Here is an 18,255-nt window from a genome sequence, read left to right as displayed (position 1 = left end):
TTTTGATATTAAATTGGTATTAAACCTAAGAAGCATATAAAAGCCCGGCCAATACAGCCGGGCTTCAATTTTTAATCCTGAAGGAAAATATCTAAGCTATTTGTTCTATTCGTACTGATGATGTCCTTCGTCACTTTTCATCTCAGCATTCGTCCGATCGTATTTACAACAAGCCGGCAGCTTATTGTAATTCTCATCTTTCGCTTTATGAATTTCCGTATCATGACCAGCATTGGCAATGGCCATATGTATTTTGTGAATGTCTGTTTTAGTCGTATCAAAAGCAACTTTAATTATTTTCGTTTCCTTGTTCCAATCTGCCATTGTTACACCATCTACTGCTAAAGCAGCTTTTTCGATTCGGTTTTCGCACATTCCACAATTACCAAATACCTTAAATTTTTTACTTGTTTGCTGAGCAGATAAACTAAACCCACTCACTAAAAACAATCCGATTAATCCTATTAGTTTTAATTTCATAATATTTACTTTTATTGTTGTTAACTATCTATTTTAAAATACATTTCAAGAAGAGAATACTCCTCTATCCTCTTGAAAAAATTACTTAATTGTTTCCTTCACTTCTCCACACCCAAGCATTTCTCCTCCAAAATACGGGTTTTGAATTTCCTCAGAATTACTGAACCAGTAAGCTCCTTTATCATCAGCAGCCATTGGGCAGAATTGATAGTAGGTTGTTACCTTATCCAAACCAAACAATTTTATACTTTTATACAATGCCTGGTTAAAAGGGGCAAAAGCAGTTCTTTGCTTACCAATATCTTCACTATCAGCAATCGCTTTCAACTTGGTCTCAAGTACATTTAAATTGGCCATCCACTCCATATGTGCATCACCTTTTAGCAAGCTCATGTCAATAGCACTCAGCTTTGACAATAAGGATTCTGCAGCAGGTTTAACCAAAGATGGATTGGAGGTAACAAAAGCTTTTGTGAGCAGCAAATATTCGTTATAAAAACCAGTTAATTGCTTTTTGAATTTTTCATCCACCACAGTGCCTTCCATTTTTTGCATAGAATTACCTACACCAATATCTCCATGATTATGACCCGTTGAGACTTTTGCTCCATCAGGATTCATCATACTTGGAAGTCCGATTAGCTGAGCTGCAGCATCAATTTTAAAGACTCCGTTGATGGCAATTTCTTCATTCTCTTTCAACCCCTCGCTCACAACAAAGAATGCGCCTGCTTCGGGTCCCAAAACAATTTCCCGATACAAAAATGACGGTGTTTCCCGATTCGGTACTTTTACATAAACAACAGATCTTTTTCCTGTCCAAAGTACTGCTGATTTCGGAATCAGTATTTTATTCAATCCTTTCTCAATTTTAGATTTCACAATCCCATTCACAAACATCTCCGGTTTAAGCTGCTGCTTTTTATTTAAAACCTCGGCTCTCACTTTTGCTACCCTGGTATTGCCGTCAATAAACGGATCGATAAAAATCACCTTAGCTTCATAATTCTTACCTGGCATCGCCTGCACTGTAAACTCAAGCTTATCGTTCACTTTTATCCAGGGCAAATCACTTTCATACGCATCCAGCATCACCCAAAGTCTCGACAAATCAACCACTTCAAATAATTTGGCTCCTTCCTTTATATATTCGCCAACGGCAACATTCCGCATAGTAACTGTTCCCGAAATTGGAGACAACACGTTAAAATAAAGCATAGGTTCTCCTTTTGTTTCAATCTCCTCAATTTGCTTATCGGTAAGATCCCATAATTTCAATTTCCCTTTAGATGCCTGATATAAGGACGGACGCGATGATTTAAAACTAATTGCCTCCAGTAATTCACGTTGCGCGGTTACCAAATCGGGAGAATAAATGGTAGCCAGCTTGTCGCCTTTACGAACTGTTTGTCCTGTGAAGTTGACAAATAACTTCTCTATTCTACCTCCAAACCGAGCCGTTAATTCCGATATATTTCTTTCATCTGCATGGATTTTCCCCTGCAAACGAACTGATTTTTCGGGAACTCCCAATTGAACTTTCATGGTTTGAATGGCCGCCAATTTTGCAGCAGACTCTGTCATCACAATTTCGTTCGGATTGACATCATCTCCTGCAGATTGCCTATTCATGAGCGGAATTAAATCCATTGCACATATCGGACATTTTCCCGGCTTATCCTGTTTTATTTGCGGATGCATGGAACAAGTCCAGATAGTTGGATCCTCAGATTCATGATTGTGCCCTTCGTGCCCTTCAACAGCATTGGTGCCTGCAACTGTTTTATCAGACGATCCGGAAAATATCAGGCCGAGAAAAACTCCAATTACCAAAACTGCAATTACCAATTTGTAATTCTCTTTTATATTATTGATTATTTTTTTCATATGCTTATAATTTATTTTCATTTGCACATGGAACTCGCCAAATAGTTATTCTACTTTATGAGTACTTTTCTTATGGCTCGTTTCATAACAGAACTGTTTATTTACCCATTAGGTAGTTGATGAATGCAATTGCCGCTTGTTTATCTGCTCTGGCTTTTTCCAATTCCAGGTTGTATTTCAGAACCTTTCTTTCCATTCTTAAAATCTCCTCAAAATTCTTATTCCCTGTTGCATAATCGGTTTCCAACAGATTTAACGATTTATTGGCCAATTCTAATTGAGAGATGTACAAAGCAATTCTTCTGTGTCCGTCTTTGTAATCTTTCCATGAATTTTCGAATATAGATTCCAACATGTTTTGTGTATTGGCTTTGTCCATCTCTTTCGCGGTTTCGAGCAAAACAACTTCATTAATCATTGCTTTGTATTTGTTCCGGTAAAGAGGAATTGTGATTCCAATTTTAGGAAAAACAAAGGCATCTTTTCCTGCCAGATTCTGATCTCCCTTCCCAACAATTGTATACTCAAATCCTAAATTAAAATCGGGCTTGCCCTGTTTGTTTGCCAGTACCTTTCGGTATTTCAACGACTCCTGCTGAAGCGCTATTCCCAGCAACTTGTGATTGTTGCTTCTCACAGAATCCAACAAGGCCTCTTTTGCAAAACGAATATCGTCTTCCCACAGAACATCCGGAGTATTTACCGCGCTTGATCGTTCAGCATTCAGCAGTTTGTTAAATGCAACTTCCAATGCTTTCTGCTTATCGGTTAACAGAGCCAATTGATTTTGCAAATCACCAATTTCCATCTCAATACGGTACTCATCAACAGCTGAAACCAAACCAGCCTCTACCTTTATAGCTGCCAAATTTTTAAATACACTCAGAATTTCAAGGTTCTGATTGGTTATTGCAATGGCCTTCTTATTAAAATAAATGTTGTAATAGTTTGCACTGATATCACTGAATAATTTTGATTTGGTATCCAGAAAAACCTCATACTTGGCCTTGGCATTCTGAATTGCTATATTTTCTTTTGCTTTAAGAGTCCCAAACCAGGGAAACATCTGCGACACCGAGAATTTAAATTCCTGAGGGCCCATTCTTGTTTCAACCGGTTCTATAAAATATGCGAATGCCAACTGAGGATCCGGCAGTGCTTTCACCTGAGGGGCAACCTCAAGTGCTGCCATATACTCCTTGAACCGGGCTTGCAGTCCCGGATTATTTTCTGCTCCCACTTTCAGGTAAGCTGACAGTTCCTGCTGACCAAAAGCAACAGAAGATGTCAAAAGAAACAGGACTGTGATAATTCTATTTATTTTTCTCATGATTCTATTCCTTTACTTTTTTTAACTCCTTTGTAACTTTAGCTTCCTGCCACATGCTGTACAGAACCGGAACAACGAACATTGTCAGCACCTCAATGGTCATTCCTCCGAACAGTGGAATTGCCATCGGCACCATAATATCGGAACCTTTTCCTGTTGATGTTAAAATTGGAATCAGGGCAATAATGGTTGTTGCTGTTGTCATAACTGCAGGACGAACCCGTTTTGAACCCGCCTCCAAAACCAAAGCACGAACCTCTTTCGCTGTTTTAGGACTCTTTTTTTCCTGCAGTTGTTTGATGTAAGTACTAATCAAAACACCATCATCTGTGGCGACACCAAACAGAGCAATAAATCCTACCCAAACTGCCACACTCAGATTTATGGTGTGAACCTGAAACAAATCTCTTAGATAAATGCCGCCTAACTCTCCGTTCAGGAACCAGGGCTGACCATACAGCCAAAGCATAATAAATCCGCCTGACAAGGCTACAATTATCCCGGTAAATATGAACGCTGTTGATACAACAGATTTAAACTGGAAATAAAGAATCAGAAAAATGATCAGTAATGAAATTGGCACAACAATCATCAATCGTTTCGTTGCGCGAATCTGATTCTCATAGTTTCCGGTAAAAACATAGCTGACGCCTGCAGGCAAATTAAATTCTCCTTCAGATATCTTTTCTTTTAGGTAAGCCTGTGCATTCTCAACCACATCCACCTCTGCAAACCCTTCCTTTTTATCAAAAATTACATATCCTACCAAAAAAGTGTTTTCACTTTTTATCAGTTGAGGGCCACGGATGTAATTGATGCTTACCAAATCGCCTAATGGAATTTGAGCTCCATTCGATGCCGGAATTAATATCTTCTTTAGATCTTCAGGATTGTCACGAAGTTCCCGTGCATACCGCAAGCGAACAGGAAATCGTTCTCTTCCTTCCACCGTTGTTGTCAATTTCATTCCTCCAATGGCACTGCTTATTACCGATTGCAAATCTTTAACAGAAATGCCGTATCGTGAAATCGCATCCCGGTCAATTTCAAGCTCCAGATAAGGTTTCCCGACCACCCGATCGGCAAAGACAGACATGGCCTGTACCCCTTTCACCTGCTTCAGATGTGTTTCAATCTCGTATCCAACCTTCTCTATTGACTCCAGATCGGGACCAAAAACTTTGATTCCCATGGGTGCCCTCATTCCGGTTTGCAACATCACCAAACGTGTTTGAATTGGCTGCAATTTTGGGGCTGAGGTTAAACCTGGAATTGATGCTTGACTGATGATTTGATCCCAAATATCATTTGGCGATTTTATTTCTTTGCGCCATTGACGGAAATAATCACCACGATTGTCTTCTATCAGATTTTCTTTATCGATTAAACGAAACCCCTCTTCCCGGGGATTGTATGTGGAACCATCCTTCAACACAAACGCGTCTTTCCTGTTTACTTTAAACCGCATTCTGTGTCCGGATTCATCCAACATGTACTCCGACTTGTAATTAATCAAATTTTCGAACATCGAAGTGGGTGCCGGATCGAGGGCCGAATTTACACGTCCCCATTTTCCAACTACACTTTCCACCTCAGGAATCGAATTCATCTTCTTATCCAGAATGGCAATTACGTCAAGGTTCTCCTGTATTCCGGAATGTGGCATTGTTGTTGGCATAAACAAGAATGATCCCTCATCAAGCGAAGGCATAAATTCCTTACCAATTCCCGGAATGGCCGCATCCAATTTTTTATAAACACCGGTATTTTGAACAAAATCAGGCATAAAACCAAACAATTTGTCAAATCCCTGCCATACTGAAATTCCAAATACCACAAACAGGATGGGAACAGATAAAAATTTCCATTTGTTGTCTAAACACCATTTCAGAATTTTCGCATAAAAAAACACGACTGATGACAATGCTCCTAAAACTACACTTACAATTGCAATTACGAACAAGAAGTTTGCAAACAAGCTGTTCTCTGCTCCCAAAGGCAACCATGCCTTGGTTAGGAAAAATACGACTACCACAATTGTGATGGCAATATTTATTAAATTCACCCATGATTTTTTGGTCTCCTTCCATTTATCGGCAAAAAAACCATTTAAGCCATATGCAACCAAAGCCATTGCTACATAATTCCCTGAAACAATCGACAAAACAATACCTGCCACAACAATCAGGCTGTTCCAAATTTTAGAATATTTGTTTTTGTCAAAACGAATTGAAAATACCAGATGAGCCAATGTTGGAATAATGATTAAACCAATCAGCAAGGCTGCCAACATGGTAAAGGTTTTGGTATAGGCAAGTGGTTTAAATAGTTTTCCTTCGGCCGCCTCCATGGCAAACACGGGTAAAAAACTGATGATGGTAGTGGCCAAAGCTGTTACAACTGCCCCTGCAACCTCAGTTGTAGCGGTATAAACAATTTCCAAAAGTTTTTTCCCTTTGGCTCCCACATTTTCAACTGCCTCGGCATGCCTGATGATGTTTTCGGTGAAAACTATCCCCACATCAACCATAACTCCAATGGCAATTGCAATACCCGACAGAGCAACAATATTCGCATCGACTCCAAACTGACGCATGGCAATAAAGGTGATCAATACTCCAAGTGGCAGCAAACTTGATATTAAGAAAGAAGCCCTGAGATTCAACACCAACACGATAATCACTAAAATACTGATCAAAAGTTCCAAAGAAATTGCTTCCTCTAATGTTCCAAGGGTTTCTTTGATCAATCCTGTTCGATCGTAAAAAGGAACGATTGTTACTTTAGACAGCGTGCCATCCGCCAATGTTTTTGAGGGCAAACCTGGTTCTATTTCCGCAATTTTATCTTTTAAATTTTCGATTGTATGCAAAGGATTAGCTCCGTAGCGTGCTACCACAACACCTCCAACAGCTTCTGCTCCGCCTTTATCCAACCCTCCGCGGCGGGTTGCCGGACCAAAATTCACCTTCGCAACATCACTTATCCGGATGGGAATATTATTTCGAACAGCAACAACACTTTTTTCAATGTCTTCCAGACTTTTGATATAGCCTAAAGCTCTTATTAAGTATTCTACTTTATTGAACTCAATGGTTCGGGCTCCAATATCCAGATTGCTGTTTTTAACGGCAGCCATTATCTGACTAATATTTACACCATTCGCCTTCATTGCATCCGGATCAACATCAATCTGATACTCCTTTACAAAACCTCCAATGGAAGCGACCTCTGCCACTCCTTTGGCCGAAGTTAATGAATAGCGGACGTAAAAATCCTGAATGGTTCTTAATTCGTGAGGATCCCAACCTCCTGCCGGGTTTCCATCTTTGTCTCTTCCCTCTAAGGTGTACCAGTAAATCTGCCCAAGAGCTGTTGCATCGGGTCCTAAAGCAGGAGTAACATCCTCGGGAAGGGTTCCGGAAGGAAGAGAGTTTAATTTCTCAAGAATCCGAGTACGGCTCCAATAAAACTCTATATCCTCATCGAAAATAATATAGATACTTGAAACACCAAAAATGGAATTGCTGCGAATGGTTTTTACACCTGGTATCCCCAAAAGGGATGTTGTTAACGGATACGAAATCTGATCTTCAATATCCTGGGGAGACCGACCCGGCCATTCCGTATATACAATTTGTTGATTTTCTCCAATATCAGGAATTGCATCAACAGGTACAGGATCGCTTGGCAAAATGCCGGTATCCCAACCAAAAGGAGAATTAATAATCCCCCAGCTGATCATGACAATCAGCACCAAAAAAGTAATCAGTCTGTTCTCAAGGAAAAAGCGAATGATTTTATTAAGCATAATTAGTATATTATGATTTATCTTAAACTTTTAAAATTACTGAAACGCAAGAAATTAGAAGGCATAGTAATTTCAACGCATCTTATAAAGATAAGTTACAAATCATAATCTATAATTCTGAAAACGGGAAAGTACAGTTTGGATTTTGGGCGGAGGAACAATATATTCTACGAAATTCTTCCTGACATTAAGAGGTGTTTCAACCTTAATTAATTCAATTAAAACCGGCAATACTATTTCCAATTGCTCGAAATCAAAAGAATAAGATGATATTGAAAAATCATCTTTTATTTTCATGGTAAAAACTTCATCGTGGCAACACCCTTGTGGAATTTCGCAACAGGCTTGTGGTGCAGATAAAAAAGACACATCTTTTACATTACCACCACAATAATGTGTGGAGACAGTTATACCTGTTGTAACAACAAATACAACCAAGGCTAATAGTAAATGACTGAATTTTCTGAGCATTGCAGATGATTTATCTAACAAATGTAACTCCTATTTACACAAAAGTTGTGTACAATTTATTAAAAGATGTGCACAATTTAGAAATAAAAGAGTTTTATATCTCATTTATCGGGCGTCTTCCTGCTTTTTTATTTTTACCAAATTCGGTAGGTGTTAAGCCGGTAATCGATTTGAATTGTCTGGAAAAATGTTGACTGGAACTGTAATTCAACTGATAAGCGATTTCGCTGATACTCAATTCCTCGTAAAAAAGTAATTCTTTTGCTTTCTCTATTTTTTGAAGAATCAGGTACTTTTCGATTGTTGTTCCTTCCAATTCGGAGAAAAGCTTGCTAAGCGAAGCATAACTATGCCCGAGAGTCTTCTGCAAATGATCGGTTAAATTTCCAGACTGAATGGCTTGCTCCTGATAATGAACAATTTTGATAATTTCACTTTTAACCTGCTCAATCAATTGCGATTTCTTGTCGTTTAAAAGTTCAAAACCTATTTCTTCCAGTTCAATTTTCAACTTTTGCGTTTCATACTCCGTTAACAATCGATCCAAAATCACTGTCCCCAAGTCTATTTCAAGAAAATTAAGCTTTAACTTCTTAAGAACAATCTCCACTGCGGCTATGCATCTTGGACATACCATGTTCTTAATATGAATGCGGTTTTGTTCCATTTTATTGTTTTAATCCGAAAAGCAAAATAAGAAAAACTATTAAGAAGGCATCTAAAAGAAGAAAGGAAAATTGAACTCTTCAGACACCCTCTTTTATTTCAACTACTCTTTATACATCTTATTGGTCTATAGCAACAAGATGTATAAAAAGAGAATTTCAAGAATCAGCACCCTTTCGCCTGTCGGCACCTTCCCTTAAAAAGGAAGGATTCATTTATTTAAGGTGTTTCTCCCTTTTTCATGGGGAGATGTTCCAAGAACAGAGGGGTGTTTATATTTACAAACAAACTCTTTCGTTGTGAAGCGGATATTTGTGTATAAAGAGCAGCTATTTCAGAAGAAATTAATCTGAAATCCTATCCGCAAATATGAGTAAGTTCACCTTTCAATAATTTTTTCCTCTTTTCGCTTAAGGCAAATGGATCCAACAAATGAACGTTTTCTTTTAGCTGCAAACAAGTAAGAATGTTTTGATCCATTAAATCCTGCTTTTCTGTTTTTGTAAGATTACTTAGTATGGTTACAGGATAAAGACGAAGTTCTTCAATGATCTCTTTCAGACCTCTGCTTTGAGGATAATCCCATCCTAACAAATGCAAACCACTACGAGTGCCGTACTGTACCGAATCGGGTGAAAAACGGGTATTCGTAACTACCCATCCTGTAAAGGAAAGACCTTTGTATTCGGGCATATCCTTTCTTTTTTCGATAATATCGTTTACACGCGAACGCACATACAAAGGCACTTGTACGCTAACATGTTTTCCCTGATCTTTATGATATTTGCATTCAACCAAGTGTTGCTCCTTATTGCGGGTGGCAATTACATCCATTTCGTGAGTCACACAAACACCCTCTACAACAACTCCCACTTCAATATCAAATTCCTGTTTTTTGAACAATTGTCCGATAAATTGCTCAAAAGGATATCCTGTTGGGCCAAGCTCCATGATTGCTTTCTTTAAGCGGTAACGCATGGCCGAAGTGTTTTTTTCGCGACGCAAAATTGAAAAGGCCCGGGAATAGATTTGTTTGGTAGTTACGCCATTAAAAATCCAATCTTCAATATCCACAAGGATTTTTTCTATTGCAACGGTACTTGCGCCGGCATTTTGCAGCGAACGCTCTAACTTATCAATTGCAAAAGGCTCCTCATCACCCGAAGCCTTTTTCACAAAAATAAATTCACTATGGAAGGAATCTGGTTCCTTACTGTCTGTATTTTCGATACTCTCGATCTGTTTTGAATTGGTCATATTGGTCTTTCAATTTATTTATTTCACAATGGGAAAGGTAAAGCTAAAAAATAATGAATCACATTGCTGCACTGTAAGGTTGATCAATTTATAGAATTTAAAGTTTCCGGATTCAGTTCCTTTTGTTATTACAACCATTTCTTTTTCCGGAAGTACCATATCATTCCTGCGGCTACCAAAATCATGATAACAAGTATGCCGAAGTAGCCGTATTTCCAATCCAGTTCGGGCATGTACTTAAAATTCATACCATAAATACCGGCCAAAAAAGTAAGTGGAATAAAAATAGTTGCTATTAAAGTCAGAAACTTCATGGTATTATTTAGTTGGTTGTTCTGTTCCGATTGGTGTGTATCCCGAATATTTGAGAGATAATCGCGCAGGTAATCCAATTGATCGATAACAAATAAAATGTGATCCTGCGTATCCCGGAAAAACTTCACATTCTCATCTACAAATAAAACTGATTCACTTTGAATTAAAAGATCGTAAGCCTCTTTTAATGGTAGAATACTTCCCCGGGCTTTCATTATTTGCTTCTTAAAATCCTGAATTTTACGCGGAATGAAACCCGAATCTTCATTCTCGATGAATTCTTCCAATTCTGTCAGCTGATCGTTCCAATTTTCAATGACATGAAAATAGTTATCCACAATTGTATCTGCTACAGCAAAAAACAAATAATCGACTCCTTTCGATCGTATTCTTCGTGTACTATTTTCCAGACGGCTAAATAAGGAATCCAATACTGCATAGTTGGTATCCATAAATGAGATCACATAATTTTCCCCTAAAATAAGATGAACAGGTACAGACTGAAACCTATATTCTCCTATTTTTGGAATCATCAATTTTAAGGATAGAAAACTATAGTGATCCAGGTCCTCAAATTTAGGTCTCAAATGCGAATTAAGTGCATCTTCCAAAGTCAGATTATGAATGTTAAGCTGCCTGCCTAAATTCTCATAAGCCGGAATATCAATCCCTGAAAAATGAATCCAGGAAACCAAATCTTCCTCTTTAAAATCATATTTAATCTGATCCAAATCAGTTGTATATTCGGTCAATTTAATTTCTTCCAAATTATACTGCCTCAGTTGAACCGAAGCATGCTCAAGTTCACGGGGGCCAATATGCAGCAGAGTTCCTGGAGCCATTCCTGTTTTTTCAGAAATCCGACTTGTTTTTTTCTTTGTCATGACTAAATAGATATGATTAATTGTATCTTTAAATTAAACAATTCAATTACTAATTAAACAATATTTTACCACAATGATAGAAACATTGGAAGCTTTATTAAAAAACCTTGGGATTGGATACAAAGTCCTATTCATACTCACAACTATCATTACAGGGCTAATTATCTCAAAATTACTTCATTTCTTCATGAATCGCATGCTGAAAAAAGCTTCGGATCTATTAAATGTTGACCCAACCAATTACAGTTTTCTGAAAAATGCTGTTAGCTTCCTGATTTTCATCATCATGATCATCATCATTTTTTATTCGATACCTGAATTAAAAAGTGTTGGTGTAAGTCTAATGGCCAGTGCCGGCATTTTAGCTGCGATTCTTGGTTTTGCATCTCAGCAGGCTTTTTCAAATATTATCAGTGGTATCTTTATTGTCATTTTTAAACCCTTTCGTGTTGGCGATTTTATTAAAATAGGCGAATTACACCACGGTACTGTTGAAGATATTACGTTGCGCCATACCGTAATTAATAATCCTGAAAACAGAAGAGTAATTATTCCCAACTCGGTTATTAGCTCAGAAACCATTTTAAATTCGTCTATTACAGATCCAAAAATATGCACATTCTTAGAAATAGGAATCAGTTACTCTTCCAGCATCGACAAAGCAATTGAAATCATACAAAATCAGGCTTTAAATCACCCCAATTTTTATGACAACAGAACTGAGGCAGAAAAAAATGAAAATAAAGATAAAGTAGGCGTTCGGGTAATTAATCTGGGAGATTCGAGCGTTACGCTAAGAGCATATGTTTGGGCCGAAGACTCGGGCAAAGCTTTTGTAATGAAATGCGATTTACTAAAATCGATTAAAGAACAATTTGACAAAGACGGTATTGAAATTCCATTCCCCCATCAAACCGTTTATCTTCGACAAGATAAACCGTTAAAAATCACTCAAATTTAAATTCTATTTTATTTTTTAGCAGGAAGAATCAAGTGCAGAGAAACAGCATGAAATGCGGTTTTCGCGCTGCTTGATTCTTGTTCCCTTTTCACCAATTAAATGGAATTCGCCGAGCTAAGAATCTCACAACTCAGCAATTCCTTGATTACATTTTCGGTCAACTCACTTTTGAAGGCAAACTCAAACCGAATGTCCATCACATAAGCTTTTAACCGCATTTTGTAACAAAGCTTATCGTACTTAATATCGTTCACAAAAACAACAGCGATTGGCTTGGCCAAATACACATAACTTGAAAGCTTGGCTACTTCCATGGCTATTTTTCGAACCTGATGTGTATCGATGGTAATTGGCAGATAAATTTCGGCAACTACCTGACAGTTGGTTTCGCCCGAATTCGAATTGGAGATGGACTGATTCATCAGTTCGCCGTTGGGCAGGGTAACAATTGAATCATCAGCAGTTTGTACCCGGGTAGATCGAAGAGACATATCCAGAACCTCACCATAGGTACTTCCTACTTCAATTTTATCACCAATTTTAAACGGCCGGTCGATAATGATCACAAAACCACCGAATATATTTTTTAAAATATCCTGAGCGGCAAAACCTACGGCAACACCCACCGATGCACCAAAAGCAATTAAGGATTCCACTGGTGGATTAAATATTCCTTTTACAATGAAGTAAGCAATTACCATCCAGCAAATAATTTTCACTACCGGCACAATGGCTTTTCCTTTTACTCTTCTATCCGGACTTTTTTCAGACCAAATCTCGATGGTTCGGGTCAGAAAACGAACCATAAAATATCCGATGGCAATAAAAACAAAGGCCCAAAATATCTTCGAAAAAGAAATGATATTGGAAACATCAGGAGCATCAAATTTAGCCCCAATTGATTTGATAACACTATCGGTTGATGAAACAACAGAATCTCCTTTGACCAGCTCTGTTTTTGCAATAGAATCAACAATCTGATTTTGCGACAGTAAGGTTTGAGTGCCTATAAAAAAGATCCCGGTAACGAGAAGTATGCTTATAATTTTCTTCATTTTATTCTGTAATTATTTTCTATTCTTCAATGCCTTTAGTGTATGTAATTCAAAACAGCCAGGTGATCTGAAATCTGTCTGTAAAGTAATGGGTTTATAAAATACACTTCATTTCTTTTAATTAAAATTCCATCGTCGGTAAGCACCATTAAATGAGCAAAACTTTCCTCCTTTTGCCAGGAAAAAACAGCAGCATGCTCGCCGAGTAAAAGTCCCCCGTGAAGAACCAATGCATGCAAAGTGGTAATTTGAGAGGTGCTAAGCGTGTTGAAAAAAGAATACTCCAGATGTTTGTACTGCAAATGAAAAATATTATCCTCAACACTTACAATCGATCTCATCCAGAAAATTAGTGCCAGGGATAGATTGTTCTGTGCAAATTTGTACAGGCGGTTAAAGTAATCCTGCTCTAAATACGCCTGTTTCTCTGCCTCCGACATTCTCTTATACGATCGTTTTGGGTGAAATTCTTTCGGTGGCAAAAAGTTAAGTTTAAAGCCGCTAAACTTATGCCGTTTAATAATGATCTCGGTTAACTGCTCCTTGTTCAAGCTATCCAGATTCACCACATATCCAAAATAATCGCTCATTTTTAAGGTGTAATTAAGATACTTGTAGGTATAAAGCAAGCAAGTGCTCAACCAAAAAATCTGGGAATTGGTTTGTGATATCAGTCTAAAAAACTCCGATAGATTTTTAAAACCATGAAGTTTACGCAGAAATAATTGATGCACATTCTCTATTACAACTATTCTTCGCCCCTTCAAATTCTGAATTTCCTCAATCAATCCGTCCATCGAATTGAATTCCAAATCAGCAAAAACAGTTTGTAAAAACAGAATAAAATCTTCTTCACTGCTGATTTTACGATCCAGGTCGAATCTGTAAAAAGCGTACTGATGTCCAAATTTCTCCTTAAAAACACTTACCATAGAAGTGATTCCACTCCCCGCCTCTCCTACCAGACAAGTGGGGGCAAACTTCCCGTTTGTCCAGTTACTGTAAGCAATTTCGAGCTGTTGAATCACCTTAGGTCTCTCAATTCTAAATTTAGCATTTGCAATGGGCGCAATTCGAAATAAGCGCTGATACATCAAAGGCAGGCGGGCAATGGAAATTTCTGTTTCCGATAAGTAATTGGATAATTCACTGCCAATGGTTTCCTTTTTTTCCGACAAACCCAAAACTTCGCGGTAGGCCGTATATTTTAACCGCCCCTGCTTAATTAAATCAAGAATTTGGGCTTGTGATTTGCTGAATTTTTCTTTGAAAAAAGCCAGACTGCTACGCAAAACATTTTTAGCATCCCTGATTCTTTTTTTCCGAATCATCTCCGTCTGTTTCTGATCCAGATTATCAAGAGTGGTTGCCATTGTAATTTCAGATATGAAATTGGCATTAATTCTATCGATTTGTTCCAGCACATCCGTTGACAGCCGGGTATTGTACTGCTTATTTTCTCTTACTTTCTGCACGGCGCGTTCAATGCCTTCTCCAAATTCAGAAAGCTGTTTGCTTCCATTCTCAAGATCACTGGCATTGTAGTATTCCAAGGCATATTCCACAATACCTGCCAATTCGCTTGTGTTTGCTATGGACTGATGAATGCCGTTTACCAAAGTGTTTTTTTGAATCGTAAGAGGACTATCGATCGATTCCCCGATGCAGCCAACTACAATATTATTCACATTGGTTTCCCTCAATTTTATTGAGCCTAAATCTTTATGCCAGCCCTTTTTATATGGCAGTAAATAGCTTGACGGTATGTTTTCAAATTCTTTGGAACATTCCAATTGCAAAAGATCAAAATACGGAGCAAAATCCGTTTCCATTAATTTCTCAATATAGGCTGGAATTCTCCCGGCCAGCAATTGTTTTGTCAGCAAATTATCTTCAACATCCTGCAAATCGCTTTCGTTCTTAATTTTTTTAAGAGCAGTTTCCAAAACACTCACAAAAAAAGAATCCTCGCCAAGTAAAACCTCTTCCAAAGTGCTTTCTAACTTAGCTTCGTGTTGATTGAAAATATTTGTAACGGATAAATTTGAAAAACGAATTTCGTAAACAAGCCGCCAATGCTCAAACAAAGCAAACACACGACTGTTGTAATTCGTAAATAATTTCTCCTGCTTTTTTATACAAGCATCTGCTTTTTTCGTCAGCTTCCCCGATTGAATTTTGCCGGCCGGAAACTCAAGGGTACCTGTTTTCGCATGTAATTCGGCATACAGCAAATCCAGAGCTTCTTTTAACCCCTTAAATTTCAGCTCAATTTCAATTTGTTTGGCATCAATCTGTTTGCTTAGTTCTGTTAACTGCAAAGCAAAATCATTTTCGATCCATTTGCTGTTTGCAAGCAGGTTGTTTTCAATTTGCTGATCAATTGACTTGATACTTTGAAAAATATCCTGCCGGAATGAAAGTACATCCTCAACAATCGAGTTCACATCCTCTAAAAAGCGCACAAAATAAATCAGTTCGGCCAATTGCCGGCGATGAATTTTGTGTTTCCGGTAATTTTTAGGAATTGGCTCTTTTTTAAATAAGGATCGGAATTGATTTCTGACACCCAGCAATCCCCAATTCATCTTAAGAAAAAACAACTTCCCCAGTTTTCTTGTTTTCAAAAAAAAGCCATCCGAAGGCAAAGCATAAAACCGGTCCTTATCCTGAAATTCTTCAACCTGCTCTTCAAAACCGGAAATGTATTCTTTAATCTCTGCAAACTGATCGAAAAACTCCGAAACGTCAAACTTATTTAAATCATTAAAATACCCGTGAACGTATTTCTTAAATTCTTCGCTGTATTTTTGGTAATCGGAATAATTATCAGAAACAGCCTTGTTTTGCTCAATTGAACCAAGCGTTTCCTGTAAAGTAGATATCATGCCCTCTATCGGTTGAAGAGAACTTAGTAATTTTGATGAATATTTAGTGTACATGGCTTATGTGGTCAGTAATTACAATAATTCAAATTACGAAAAATACCCGATATGCCAGCACCAGTATAAATTAAAGGCTTAGACACCAGCTTTGTGAACATTCTCCATCTTTTTGCTTGGAAAGCTTATCTTTTTGTTTGGACGGCTTATTTCCCTGAGAAATGCGTCAACTTTTTGTTTGAACGACTTATTTCCCTGAGAAATACGTCATCTTTTTGTTTGGACGGCTTATTTCCCTGAGAAATGCGTCAACTTTTTGTTTGGACGGCTTATTTCCCTGAGAAATACGTCATATTTTTGTTTGGACGGCTTATTTCCCTGAGAAATGCGTCAACTTTTTGTTTGGACGACTTATTTTCCTGAGAAATGCATCAACTTTTTGTTTGGACGACTTATTTCCCTGAGAAATGCATCAACTTTTTGTTTGGACGACTCATCTGAAACTCATACGAGTCAACTTTTTGATTGGACAAAAAAAAGTCAGGCTGGGAGCCTGACCGTTCACTTTTATACTGATAATTTTTTGAAACCACTTTTTCGGCTTTCTCCACCTTTTGCAATTACAAAAATCTATTTAAATTTTTACAAAATTAAATTTATAGATTGCCTGTTCCTTGTACTCACTTCTGCTAACAGTTAAAACAATGCTCGTTATTCCATCAGAGGTGGTATTTGAATCAACATTAACAGATACGCCTGAACAAGAACTCTTTGCTGAAACAAAAGGCGTTTCTTTTGTAGTTGACAGTACTGAATATTCTATTACACAGTGTTTGGTGGATTCTGTAATTTGGCTTCCTGTAACAGCAATATTCTTTGAATCTTCTAATTTTAACAACAGATTGTCATCAATGCTGTATGCAATGTTATTTACACTTATGCTTGTGATTCCAAGTACACTGAAATCAGCTTTTGAAATTTCATTGTCATCTTTATCACACGAGCAAATGGCAATTGTGATAAAAAACAATACCAAATATTTTAAAGTCTTCATTATTGAATGTTTTATGTAAAAAATAAAGTCTGCAAATATAAAAAAAAAGCAGCAATACATAATTAAGTTTGATGTCTTATTTTACTTTTTCACGATGAACCGTAAATCGTTATTCAATTCCCGTGTTTTCAATTTCGTCTGCGGTTGATGGTATGGTGTCGTGCTCTATTTTAATCGTGTTATTTTTGTTGTTTTAAAATCATATTCACCAATTTCTTTTTTATCAATCCTAAATTGTCTGGAATCAAGATATTGCTCAATAAATGGCAAGTCGGGCGCATAATAAAAGGCACCTCCTATTTTAAGTGATTTTAATATTTCCATATACTTTTTTGCATACCCAATATAGTTTCCATCTTCTCTTAAATTATGGTGCTTAAAATGATTGGAAAATCCAAGATTACTGATTATTGCTCCCCACTTTTCTATTCCATAATCATATTCCAACCAATCAAAATTGAAAAGATTATTACTTGTGAAAGAAAACCGGTCGATACCATATGTGTCAATGCCATTCTCACATAAGTAATTGACTAAATTTCCTTGTTTTCCACAACCTATATCTAAAACCGGCTCTTTTAATTGTGTCGTTTCAATTTGCAGAATCTCAATTTGCAAACCGGGACTGTATTCTGAGCAGACAACAGGTTCAACTTTAGAACCGGCATTCAAATAAATTTTTTCGGCAAATGAATTGCTGTTTTTAATCCAGTCTTTTAGCCTTTTGTAATGATTTTTTGAAATATTTTCTGTAGAAATCATTCCTGTCCGGATATCTGCAAATAAACAGGTGTAAATATTTCTCAGCTCAATTTTTGATTTTGTATCAAATGAATAGTATTGGTTTACTCTGCAAAACTCTTCAATGGCTTTATCGGCAGCATAATCGACTAAAAACTTTTCAGAATCACTGTTTATTTCATTTATGTTCGAGATTGCATTAATTGTTTCGTTAATAAAGCGAAACATTTCAGGCTTATCAAGGAAGATATTTTTCCCTTGATTAAATTCTATCTGTTTATCGATACTTTCTATAAATTTATCCATTTAGTATGGGTCTTGTTGTATGTGGCATAACGTTTGGTGGCATGAAATCGTTGAGAACTGCAGGCTGCTTTCCTGTCAGGTTACAAAAAGGTTGATGCGGGCTTCGAAGCTTGAAATCAGCATTTTTTCTGCCATTGCCTATACAAAATATGTGT

At 37.3% G+C, this 18,255-nt stretch carries 13 protein-coding genes; 1 reads left to right on the top strand and 12 read right to left on the bottom strand.

Annotation, left to right across the window (positions count from 1 at the left end):
• Positions 1-105 precede the first annotated feature (105 nt).
• The 8 genes from QUH73_RS09090 to corA all read right to left on the bottom strand — a co-directional run bounded on the left by QUH73_RS09090 (position 106) and on the right by corA (position 11,101).
• Positions 106-480 (bottom strand): heavy-metal-associated domain-containing protein, encoded by a 375-nt coding sequence (locus QUH73_RS09090; RefSeq protein ID WP_289530127.1) that lies wholly within the window; start codon positions 478-480, stop codon positions 106-108.
• A gap of 81 nt (positions 481-561) precedes the next feature.
• On the bottom strand, positions 562-2,367 hold the full coding sequence (locus QUH73_RS09085; RefSeq protein WP_289530126.1) for an efflux RND transporter periplasmic adaptor subunit: 1,806 nt from the start codon (positions 2,365-2,367) through the stop codon (positions 562-564).
• A gap of 97 nt (positions 2,368-2,464) precedes the next feature.
• Entirely contained in the window at positions 2,465-3,697 is a 1,233-nt protein-coding gene (locus QUH73_RS09080; protein ID WP_289530125.1) for a TolC family protein, read from the bottom strand.
• 4 nt (positions 3,698-3,701) lie between these two features.
• Positions 3,702-7,508 (bottom strand): efflux RND transporter permease subunit, encoded by a 3,807-nt coding sequence (locus QUH73_RS09075; RefSeq protein WP_289530124.1) that lies wholly within the window; start codon positions 7,506-7,508, stop codon positions 3,702-3,704.
• Between the two features lie 102 nt (positions 7,509-7,610).
• Entirely contained in the window at positions 7,611-7,979 is a 369-nt protein-coding gene (locus QUH73_RS09070) for an HYC_CC_PP family protein (protein WP_289530123.1), read from the bottom strand.
• A 94-nt stretch (positions 7,980-8,073) separates the two neighbouring features.
• Positions 8,074-8,646 carry a helix-turn-helix transcriptional regulator gene (locus QUH73_RS09065; protein ID WP_289530122.1) on the bottom strand — a complete coding sequence of 191 codons (573 nt, stop codon included), beginning with the start codon at positions 8,644-8,646 and terminating at the stop codon, positions 8,074-8,076.
• Between the two features lie 356 nt (positions 8,647-9,002).
• Positions 9,003-9,902 carry a restriction endonuclease gene (locus QUH73_RS09060; RefSeq protein ID WP_289530121.1) on the bottom strand — a complete coding sequence of 300 codons (900 nt, stop codon included), beginning with the start codon at positions 9,900-9,902 and terminating at the stop codon, positions 9,003-9,005.
• Positions 9,903-10,030: 128 nt separating this feature from the next.
• Positions 10,031-11,101: a magnesium/cobalt transporter CorA gene (gene corA / locus QUH73_RS09055; protein ID WP_289530120.1), complete on the bottom strand. Its 1,071-nt coding sequence runs from the start codon at positions 11,099-11,101 to the stop codon at positions 10,031-10,033.
• A gap of 73 nt (positions 11,102-11,174) precedes the next feature.
• Here corA and QUH73_RS09050 point away from each other — a divergent pair, with 73 nt between their 5' ends.
• On the top strand, positions 11,175-12,062 hold the full coding sequence (locus QUH73_RS09050; RefSeq protein ID WP_289530119.1) for a mechanosensitive ion channel family protein: 888 nt from the start codon (positions 11,175-11,177) through the stop codon (positions 12,060-12,062).
• Positions 12,063-12,157: 95 nt separating this feature from the next.
• On the opposite strand, the gene QUH73_RS09045 is transcribed toward QUH73_RS09050, so the two are convergent.
• The 4 genes from QUH73_RS09045 to QUH73_RS09030 all read right to left on the bottom strand — a co-directional run bounded on the left by QUH73_RS09045 (position 12,158) and on the right by QUH73_RS09030 (position 18,100).
• Positions 12,158-13,117, bottom strand: coding sequence for a mechanosensitive ion channel family protein (locus tag QUH73_RS09045; protein ID WP_289530118.1), 960 nt, complete (start codon positions 13,115-13,117; stop codon positions 12,158-12,160).
• Between the two features lie 35 nt (positions 13,118-13,152).
• Positions 13,153-16,059: a hypothetical protein gene (locus QUH73_RS09040; protein WP_289530117.1), complete on the bottom strand. Its 2,907-nt coding sequence runs from the start codon at positions 16,057-16,059 to the stop codon at positions 13,153-13,155.
• A 574-nt stretch (positions 16,060-16,633) separates the two neighbouring features.
• Complete coding sequence (locus QUH73_RS09035; protein ID WP_289530116.1) at positions 16,634-17,053, bottom strand: hypothetical protein; 420 nt, start codon at positions 17,051-17,053, stop codon at positions 16,634-16,636.
• Between the two features lie 165 nt (positions 17,054-17,218).
• On the bottom strand, positions 17,219-18,100 hold the full coding sequence (locus tag QUH73_RS09030; protein WP_289530115.1) for a hypothetical protein: 882 nt from the start codon (positions 18,098-18,100) through the stop codon (positions 17,219-17,221).
• Between the last annotated feature and the right edge of the window lie 155 nt (positions 18,101-18,255).

Source organism: Labilibaculum sp. K2S (assembly GCF_030372765.1).
Lineage (GTDB): Bacteria > Bacteroidota > Bacteroidia > Bacteroidales > Marinifilaceae > Labilibaculum.
The sequence above is the reverse complement of the archived record's forward strand: the minus strand, read 5'-3'. Positions and strand labels throughout refer to the sequence as shown.

Coding starts and splice junctions, on each gene's coding strand:
- QUH73_RS09090 (WP_289530127.1), bottom strand. CDS start 480: ATGAAATTAAAACTAATAGGATTAATCGGATTGTTTTTAGTGAGTGGG.
- QUH73_RS09085 (WP_289530126.1), bottom strand. CDS start 2,367: ATGAAAAAAATAATCAATAATATAAAAGAGAATTACAAATTGGTAATT.
- QUH73_RS09080 (WP_289530125.1), bottom strand. CDS start 3,697: ATGAGAAAAATAAATAGAATTATCACAGTCCTGTTTCTTTTGACATCT.
- QUH73_RS09075 (WP_289530124.1), bottom strand. CDS start 7,508: ATGCTTAATAAAATCATTCGCTTTTTCCTTGAGAACAGACTGATTACT.
- QUH73_RS09070 (WP_289530123.1), bottom strand. CDS start 7,979: ATGCTCAGAAAATTCAGTCATTTACTATTAGCCTTGGTTGTATTTGTT.
- QUH73_RS09065 (WP_289530122.1), bottom strand. CDS start 8,646: ATGGAACAAAACCGCATTCATATTAAGAACATGGTATGTCCAAGATGC.
- QUH73_RS09060 (WP_289530121.1), bottom strand. CDS start 9,902: ATGACCAATTCAAAACAGATCGAGAGTATCGAAAATACAGACAGTAAG.
- corA (WP_289530120.1), bottom strand. CDS start 11,101: ATGACAAAGAAAAAAACAAGTCGGATTTCTGAAAAAACAGGAATGGCT.
- QUH73_RS09050 (WP_289530119.1), top strand. CDS start 11,175: ATGATAGAAACATTGGAAGCTTTATTAAAAAACCTTGGGATTGGATAC.
- QUH73_RS09045 (WP_289530118.1), bottom strand. CDS start 13,117: ATGAAGAAAATTATAAGCATACTTCTCGTTACCGGGATCTTTTTTATA.
- QUH73_RS09040 (WP_289530117.1), bottom strand. CDS start 16,059: ATGTACACTAAATATTCATCAAAATTACTAAGTTCTCTTCAACCGATA.
- QUH73_RS09035 (WP_289530116.1), bottom strand. CDS start 17,053: ATGAAGACTTTAAAATATTTGGTATTGTTTTTTATCACAATTGCCATT.
- QUH73_RS09030 (WP_289530115.1), bottom strand. CDS start 18,100: ATGGATAAATTTATAGAAAGTATCGATAAACAGATAGAATTTAATCAA.